Source organism: Mesorhizobium sp. M0778, assembly GCF_040320105.1.
Lineage (GTDB): Bacteria > Pseudomonadota > Alphaproteobacteria > Rhizobiales > Rhizobiaceae > Mesorhizobium.
The window spans coordinates 1-7,497 of sequence record NZ_JAMYPA010000046.1; the positions used below are offsets into that span (position 1 = coordinate 1).

Here is a 7,497-nt window from a genome sequence, read left to right on the forward strand (position 1 = left end):
CAATGCTCTTGCCATCGTCCACCTCCATCGAGGTGGATGTTGAATCAGCACAAAACGCAGCCGTCACATCACAATCGATTCATCGATCACAGGACGTGCTCTAAAATCTCAGCCTGCGTGATCTGCAAGAGATGAGGGCCGAGCGAGTCATTGCGTTCGGTCACACCAACCATCTACCGATGGGTCGTCTGCTTCTCGCCCGTGCTGGTGGAGCGCTTCCACCGGCGCTTCGCTGCCGGGCGTGTCGGCCGAATTGAGAAACTGACCCCCCTGTTGCCTCACCGAAGAATGTTACCTAACGATGTGGCGGGTTGAAGAAGCGGGGAGATTGCCATCCAGTCGCCATTGATGATTTCAACGACTGTCTCTTTACGCCAGGCTTTCACCGCTATTTGCACCGTCCGCAGGCTTTTGTTCGTGAACCGTGTTTGATCGACGTTCATCAACCGCTGCAGCACGAGGGCTGCCGAGAGCGTCGGCTCGGCCTCCAACCATGCCCGAATCTGAGCCTCATAGGGCTCAAGCATGCTCGGTCTCTTCGGATAAGGCTTTGTCCGCCGATAAGGCCTTTTATGGGTGGGTCGCACCTCACCGCCCTGCCAAGGCGTCTTCAGATTTGCGGTGAAGCGCTGCAGATCGATGACGACCGGTTCCTGTGGCGTTGCTTGCACTCCACGACGATCGACGCGTCTTCCCAAATCTTCTTGTGCCGCACGGATGCAGGTGAACAGCATCACCGGGTCCGCCGATGGGTGCAAGCCTCCGCACGCCAAATCGGCGCGTAAGAGTAGGGCTGAGCAAAATTATCAAGTTGGCGGCTGCCACGCCGGTTTCTGAAGTCGAGCCAACGAAGATCTCGTCTCGACCGATCGAAAGAAGGCGGAAGCAGTGCAAAGATAACCCTCGCAAAGGAAATCAAGTATCTTCAGCGATGAATAGACGCCGTGGCCACAAAAGGGCGAATGTGAGAACCCTAGATGTCGGGAGTGGTCATTTTTTATTTCATGTCATTGTTGACCGATGCCAAAGCCGGCGTTTACTGTGGATTTCGCAACGCATTATCTTCACGGACCAGCAGAGAACTATAAGCCGAGCGCTGTTTAGCCATTCTCGATCCAAATATTTCGTCAACCGCTCCAGGATACATTTGTTCGTGGATCTGACGCGCCAGGGAAATGGCGCGTTCATAGTCGCCGTCCAAATGGACGCGCAACACTGAAGAATCAATCTCTGTCACGACGGTTCGTGATCCGATGGAGATTAAGCGGGTGCCCGTCAGCGCGACAAGGTGCATGGCAAAATCAATATCGCCTACAATGCATATGCTCGGCCCGTCGTTGACCTCCGTACAGATCGTACTGATGTCATGTCGATCAAGAAGTGCGTGGAGGTTGTCGCGTTCCGCGAAGCTGCCGCATGCTATCACCGCCGCGTCGCGAGCCACTGTCACGGAACGGGCGTTGCCATGGCCTGTTACAATCGTGCCCGTGACAGCTCCGTCGCCGGTGAGTGATTTACAAACAATCGTGACCGCGTGCTTTTCGGCGTAATTCACCGCCCTGTGGTGTAGTACCTTTGCGCCATGTCGCGACATCTGTGCGATTGCCCCATAGCCAATCTCCGGAATCAGTTGTGCTCGTGGGACGATATAAGGGTCTGCCGTATAGACGCCGGGAACATCCGAGTATATTTCGCAAGCGTTCTCTTCCAACATTGACGCAATAGCGATAGCGGTCAGATCAGAGCTATTTCTACCGAGCATAGTTAACCTGCCAGAGTGATCGATTGCCTGGCCGCCTGCCGCAACGACAACGTCATGTCCCTGCAATGCTGCAATAATTGGCTTGGAATCTACATTTTCTAATGACGCGCGACCGAAGTCTGAATTGGTGCATATTCCAAGAGAATAGCCGTTCAAAGACGTTACGGGAATCCCTAACCGACTGACGGCAGCCTCCAAAAGGCAGGCACTGAGCATCTCTCCGGTTGCGAGTGCCGCATCGAGGTTCGACGGGGAAGCTTGCTTGTTGACGTCGAGCATGACCGCTTTCAGGTTACCGGTTGTTCCCGACATCGCGCTGACCACGGCAACGATTTTCTTTTCACCTGCCGCTAGTCGGTCGGCTATGTGCCCAGCAACTCGACCATAGTCCTGAGGATCCAAAAAACTAGAGCCCCCGAATTTCAGAACGGACGCGTTCATGTTCCACCAATCGCATTGTTGGCAATTGCAAGCTGTGCGATGAGAAGTGCGTTGAGCGCGGCCCCAACCTGGAGATTGTCTGCGACCACCCAAATCCAGAGCGCGCGCGGGTTCTCGGGGTTTACCCTAACCCGGCCGACGTGAACAACCGCCGGATCTTCCAGAAAGCGCGGCGTGGGATATCCTTCGCGAATTCCGTCTGCATAGAGCCGAACATCTGGCTCTATTGCGAGTAACTCATTTACCCGTTCGAGGCGAACCGGCTTTTCGAACTCGAGGTATACCGCCTCGGAATGGCCGTTCATTACCGGAACTCGGACGCATGTGGATGTCACCCGGAGATGAGGCGCGCCAAAAATCTTTCGAGACTCTTGAACGAGCTTGCGCTCTTCGAGTGTCACGCCTTCCGCGGCGATCTCTCCAACTTGCGGTATCACATTGAACGCAAGAGGGAAAGGGAAACGCTCCGCGCTAGGTGCTGCGCGTCCATCCAGCGCGGTTCTGGTCCCGTTCAATAGCTCGTCAATTCCTACCAGGCCGCCCCCCGACGCGGCCTGGTAGGTGGTCAAAATGATCTGATGAATATCAAAGGCAGTTACCAGCGGTCTCAGGGCTCGGACCAGCTGGATCGTGGAGCAATTCGGGTTTGAGACGATGCCCGACCGTGGGCGAACGGCGAGCGCACTCGGGTTAACTTGCGGTACGACGAGTGGTACATCAGGGTTCATTCGAAAGGCGTTCGAGTTGTCAATCACCAGGGCACCTTGGGCTGCAAACCGAGGTCCCCATTCGGCGCTTACTGCGCTACCTGCGGAAAAGAATGCGATATCGGTTTTGGCATCATTGATCTCGCCGAGTGGCTCCACGATGCAGATTTGATCTCGGAACTTCGACTGTCGACCAGTCGAATTGGGGGACGCCAGCAGCCGCAACCGAGAGACCGGAATTTGGCTTGATTCCAACAACTTTATTAGTTCAGCGCCGACGGCCCCGGTGGCGCCAACGATAGAAATATCTAAGGCTCTCATGATATCCTCATTCGGGAGGTGCGACAACAGTGTTCCGTCGGGGGAGCTGATGCAAGAGCAAAGGCAATGCCGCCGCGTCATCAAGCACGTAATCCACGCCGAGCGAGAGCAATTCCTCTTTCGTTTTGGCCGCTTGATCTCGGGTTACGCCAAGATTGCCGCCTACTATGATTGGACAAGAGATAAGAAGGTCCTTCTTTGCATCTCTTATTGACTTCAAATCTTCGTATGCATGGCCATTTAAGCTGCCAATAACCATCGCATCGGCGTATGGATGTGACTGGAACGCATCCACGAACTCTTCGACAGGAGTGCATGCGCCGAGGTTGATCACACTAAATCCGGAGAGGCTAAGCTCATATTCGATGAGCTTATTCGCAACCACATGAGCATCACTCTCCGCGACGCCGAGAATAATGACACGATCTCCAGGGGACGGTTCGGTGGCAAATCGCGGCGTAGCGGAAATGTTCACTGCTTCCTCCTATTGAGATCGCGTCAAGCTCCCGGCTGGGATTTGGCCGCCGATGACCGCCCACAAACTATACCGAGATGGAATTCTCAAAAACTACTGGGATAGGTAGGTGGGCAGAGTTGGCTGCTCTCGCTGTGCCTCACGCTGAAAAACGTCCAGCATACCGTCAGATGTTGGAGGTGCTGAAGTGGGCCCGGTCCGCGGACCTCCGGGGCGGGCTTCTTATTCAGAAGCTCGGCCGCCTCCGATCCCTTTGTCCCCATCACGCGCCTGTCTGTTGCTGTTGCAGTTGTGGGCCTGTGGGCAACGCGTGCGCGTTGTCCAAGCTTCGCCCGTGGAGAAGCGTCATGTCCACAGCCCTGTCATCGAGGGCGCCGGTCACATAATGGCGCCAAACCGCCATTGGCATGCGGTTGCCCAAGGCCTGGTGAGGATGTCAGCTATTGCAAAAAAGGACAGCCATCCCGCCTTGGCCTCGCGGCCGTCGGAGTAGCGGTTTTCGTATTTGAGCGAGCGTCGCAGCTGTTCCTTGAACGCATTGTCCCCCCCGGGCCCATCCATGGATAATATCCGGTACCGGCAGGCGGCGAGGCGCCCGGTGAAGACGGTCGAGGCGAATTGCGAGCCCTGGTCCGTTTTGAAGATGCCACGCCAGACGAAGCGCGCGGCTCTGCGGCCCGCCGTGCCATCGTGCGAACCTCCTCGCCAAAAAATCATTCTTGATCGTCGGCCGCGCGGTCTTAGCGTGCAACTTCTCGATGTCGCGTTCGCGCCTCGTCCATCTCCATCCCGATACCGGCCTCGAGGGCGCGGGTCGCGTTGTCTAAAAGCGCTTCTTCCACATCTTTGGTTCGGATGAACCTCGTAGCGGTGCGGCAAATCCGCAACCGTCGCCTGTTCCCGCAAGACCTCAAGGCGATCTTCGCTTTCGAGCTCGTATCGATCTTTCGTCTCGTCTTCTTCATCACCGTCTCCGTCTAGCACGAGCGAAACGGCTCCGCTCCAACTAACCGCGCGGTTCCGAATCCGGGTCCGACTTCAGTGCCGCTCACACGTGAGCCGCCGTGGGACATAGCCGTGAGCGAATGCGTCAACTACCAGAGGCTGTAGTATCGCTCCTTGCTTGGGAACTGTAGAAGTCATGTTGTTTTCAGCGCACTAGCAAGATGTATCGCATGCAGATCAATATGACAACGCTGGAGGTCTCCAAACAGATCTGTGCAGCAGACGAGCTGGGGCGCAGGCGAGGCCTCCACTTTAAAATGGGCGACGATTTTGAGGAGTATGTCGGGATTACCAGCAGACTTCCCGGAAAGTCATCGACCACTCCAAACTTCCGTCCGGACTGTTCTGATCTTTCACCTGGAAAGGCCTTTTGGATCATCGGGCGGGATTGGCAAGGAATGGTGGCGCATGTCCAGGCAATGCGTTTAGACGATCTATCCAACACAAGCCTTGCTGAGCACCTTGGGTCACTCCGAGCCTGCTTCGCGGATCCCAACCTCAAAGCCGGGCCTGGATCCTCGTGTAGCTGCTACGCGCCGACCGCTCGCAGCATAACAAATCTGGTAGCGTATCACGGCGACTTATGGTTGCGGGAGGACTTTAGGGGCCGCGGTCTCTCGTCAGTTATTGCTCGCATTGCATTTGGACTTGCATGGGCTAAATGGTCGCCGGATTTCATTTATGCGCTGGTTGGCGGCTGGATCATCGAAAAAGGAATAGTCGATCGCTACGGCTATCTGCATCGAGAACCGCACGGATCAGTTCTGCGCTTGCCCGCGCATGGGATAGACGACGACGATTGGCTCGTTTGGCTGACGCGAGATGAACTGTCGAAGACGCCTTCGGGCACGCCGGGATCGCGGCGTGGGGAGAGAGGTCCTTGGCGGCAGCCGACTCTGACCGGTTGGGCAGATTGCGGTACTTCAGGACCCGACGTGCGGCGTCGGTGGAGCGAGGACGCCCGTCTGCAGATAGTTGCAAGAGACGTTTTCACCCGGTGCTTGCGTCGCGCAGATGGGACGTCAGCATGAGATTTCGACAGGACTGATCTACACATGGCGTCGTAAGTTTTGCCAACCTGTTGTTGAGCCAGCTTTTGCTGAAGCCGTTATTGTCGATGAAGACGGCACGCAAGCGCCGGAACACTAGCGCGATCATTGTCGAATTGAGAAGTGGCAGTCGAGGAGCTTCCTAGTCTCGCCAGATCTAGACTCACGTGATCGAGCTTTAACTTCACGCGACAGCAGCTATTTCTGTACCGTAGGCAAGCCAGGCGTTGTCTTGCGGGTGCAGACGATCTTTGCATTGTGCCCTTTCACCGACGCGACGATTGCCGCGGTTGCGGTGGCTATGCCGCTCAGATGGCAAAGAAAGTTGAGCGCGGTGCGAGAAGACCGCGTGCCGGGCCGCTCACGGTTGCGATGGCGTCGCCTTGGTTCAGGGCATTGTCGTCTGGCCGGTTGACCTTGATTGCTATCGCGGGATCGATGAGCTGGAAGGCGAGCCTGGTCAGGTTGAGGCCGGCGATCACGCCCGGCTGGCGTCGAGAAATACGCGATCGCCTTTCGCAAGATGGCTTGCCAACCAGCGCCACGATGTCTCGCGGCGCAAGCTCGGCTCCCGGGCACGGACGGGACTATCAGGAATTCTGTGCGCGAGGCCATGATGATGGAAAGGAGAGAATCATCACATTGCTATCGAGAAAGAACTTCTGGACCAGCTGCTTGCCGGTCGTGATCCGAACGAGGTTTTCGCCAAGGACGGTCTGCTTGACGACCTGAAGAAGGCGCTTTCGGAGCGCATTTTGAACGCCGAGCTCGACGAGCACCTCGAGGACGAGAGCACCGAGGGGAACATCAATCGTCGAACGGCCATTCGCGGAAGTCGGTGCTGACGGGCACATCGAAGATGACGCTGACGATCCCGCGCGACCGTGCCGGAACCTTCGATCCGAAGCTGATCGCCAAATATCAGCGCCGCTTCCCAGACTTCGACGACAAGATCATCTCCATGTATGCGCGCGGCATGACGGTGCGTGAGATCCGCGGCCACCTGGAGGAGCTCTACGGTATCGACGTATCGCCGGACCTGATCTCGGCCGTCACCGACGCCGTCCTGGAGGAGGTTGCCGAATGGCAGAACCGGCCGCTCGAGGCCTGCTTTCCCTCGGTCTTTTTCGACGCGATCCGGGTCAAGATCCGCGACGAGGGCTTCGTCAGGAACCGTATACATTGCGCTCGGCATCCCGCCCGATGGCACGAAGGAGATTCTGGGCATCTGGATCGAGCAGACCGAGGGCGCCAAGTTCTGGCTGCGCGTCATCAACGAGCTGAAGAGCCGCGGCGTCGGCGACATTCTGATCGCTGTCGTCGACGGCCTGAAGGGCTTTCCCGAGGCGATCAACGCCGTCTTTCCCCAAACCGTCGTCCAGACCTGCATCGTGCACCTGATCCGCCATTCCCTGGAGTTCGTGTCCTGGAAGGACCGCAAGCCCGTCGTGCCGGCGCTGCGCGCGATCTACCGGGCCAAGGACGCCGACGCCGGCATGAAGGCCCTGGAGGACTTCGAGGCCGGCTACTGGGGACAGCGATATCCGGCGATCACGCAAAGCTGGCGGCGCAACTGGCAGCACGTCGTCCCATTCTTCGCCTATCCCGAAAGCGTGCGGCGGATCATCTACACCACGGATGACATCGACAACCCTGATTTCGACTTTTTCGATTCCTGTTGCGTTTCTTTGTTCGGCTCAGGTGAGCCTGTTTCTTCGTCCCGGCCCACAGGATTTC

Annotated in this window: 7 protein-coding genes and 1 pseudogene; 2 read left to right on the forward strand and 6 right to left on the reverse strand. The window is 57.0% G+C overall.

What is annotated here, in order from left to right; translation table 11 throughout:
• Window positions 1-278 precede the first annotated feature (278 nt).
• The 4 genes from NKI22_RS31115 to NKI22_RS31130 form a co-directional block, all read right to left on the reverse strand.
• Window positions 279-734, reverse strand: coding sequence for a hypothetical protein (locus NKI22_RS31115; RefSeq protein ID WP_352959666.1), 456 nt, complete (start codon window positions 732-734; stop codon window positions 279-281).
• Between the two features lie 302 nt (window positions 735-1,036).
• Window positions 1,037-2,203 carry an amino acid kinase family protein gene (locus tag NKI22_RS31120; RefSeq protein WP_352959660.1) on the reverse strand — a complete coding sequence of 389 codons (1,167 nt, stop codon included), beginning with the start codon at window positions 2,201-2,203 and terminating at the stop codon, window positions 1,037-1,039.
• The gene (locus tag NKI22_RS31125) at window positions 2,200-3,231 is read right to left on the reverse strand and encodes an aspartate-semialdehyde dehydrogenase (protein WP_352959668.1); all 1,032 of its coding nucleotides are present in this window, start codon (window positions 3,229-3,231) and stop codon (window positions 2,200-2,202) included. Before NKI22_RS31125 ends, NKI22_RS31120 begins: the two co-directional genes overlap by 4 nt.
• A 7-nt stretch (window positions 3,232-3,238) precedes the next feature.
• Window positions 3,239-3,706, reverse strand: a complete 468-nt coding sequence (locus NKI22_RS31130) for a cobalamin-dependent protein (RefSeq protein WP_352959662.1) — start codon at window positions 3,704-3,706, stop codon at window positions 3,239-3,241.
• Between the two features lie 855 nt (window positions 3,707-4,561).
• Between NKI22_RS31130 and NKI22_RS31140 the strand changes: the two genes are divergently transcribed.
• On the forward strand, window positions 4,562-4,687 hold the full coding sequence (locus tag NKI22_RS31140; RefSeq protein WP_352959664.1) for a hypothetical protein: 126 nt from the start codon (window positions 4,562-4,564) through the stop codon (window positions 4,685-4,687).
• Between the two features lie 1,271 nt (window positions 4,688-5,958).
• Here NKI22_RS31140 and NKI22_RS31560 read toward each other — a convergent pair.
• Both NKI22_RS31560 and NKI22_RS31565 read right to left on the reverse strand, forming a co-directional pair.
• Entirely contained in the window at window positions 5,959-6,030 is a 72-nt protein-coding gene (locus NKI22_RS31560; RefSeq protein ID WP_502897730.1) for a hypothetical protein, read from the reverse strand.
• Window positions 6,031-6,068: 38 nt separating this feature from the next.
• Entirely contained in the window at window positions 6,069-6,242 is a 174-nt protein-coding gene (locus NKI22_RS31565; RefSeq protein WP_502897731.1) for a hypothetical protein, read from the reverse strand.
• A gap of 189 nt (window positions 6,243-6,431) precedes the next feature.
• Between NKI22_RS31565 and NKI22_RS31150 the strand changes: the two are divergent.
• Window positions 6,432-7,497 (forward strand): annotated as a pseudogene (locus tag NKI22_RS31150) (IS256 family transposase); the annotation flags it as partial.

Bases quoted from the DNA above. Each gene is read 5' to 3' on its own strand.
- NKI22_RS31140 (WP_352959664.1), top strand. From the start codon at position 4,562: ATGAACCTCGTAGCGGTGCGGCAAATCCGCAACCGTCGCCTGTTCCCG.
- NKI22_RS31125 (WP_352959668.1), bottom strand. From the start codon at position 3,231: ATGAGAGCCTTAGATATTTCTATCGTTGGCGCCACCGGGGCCGTCGGC.
- NKI22_RS31120 (WP_352959660.1), bottom strand. From the start codon at position 2,203: ATGAACGCGTCCGTTCTGAAATTCGGGGGCTCTAGTTTTTTGGATCCT.
- NKI22_RS31115 (WP_352959666.1), bottom strand. From the start codon at position 734: ATGCTGTTCACCTGCATCCGTGCGGCACAAGAAGATTTGGGAAGACGC.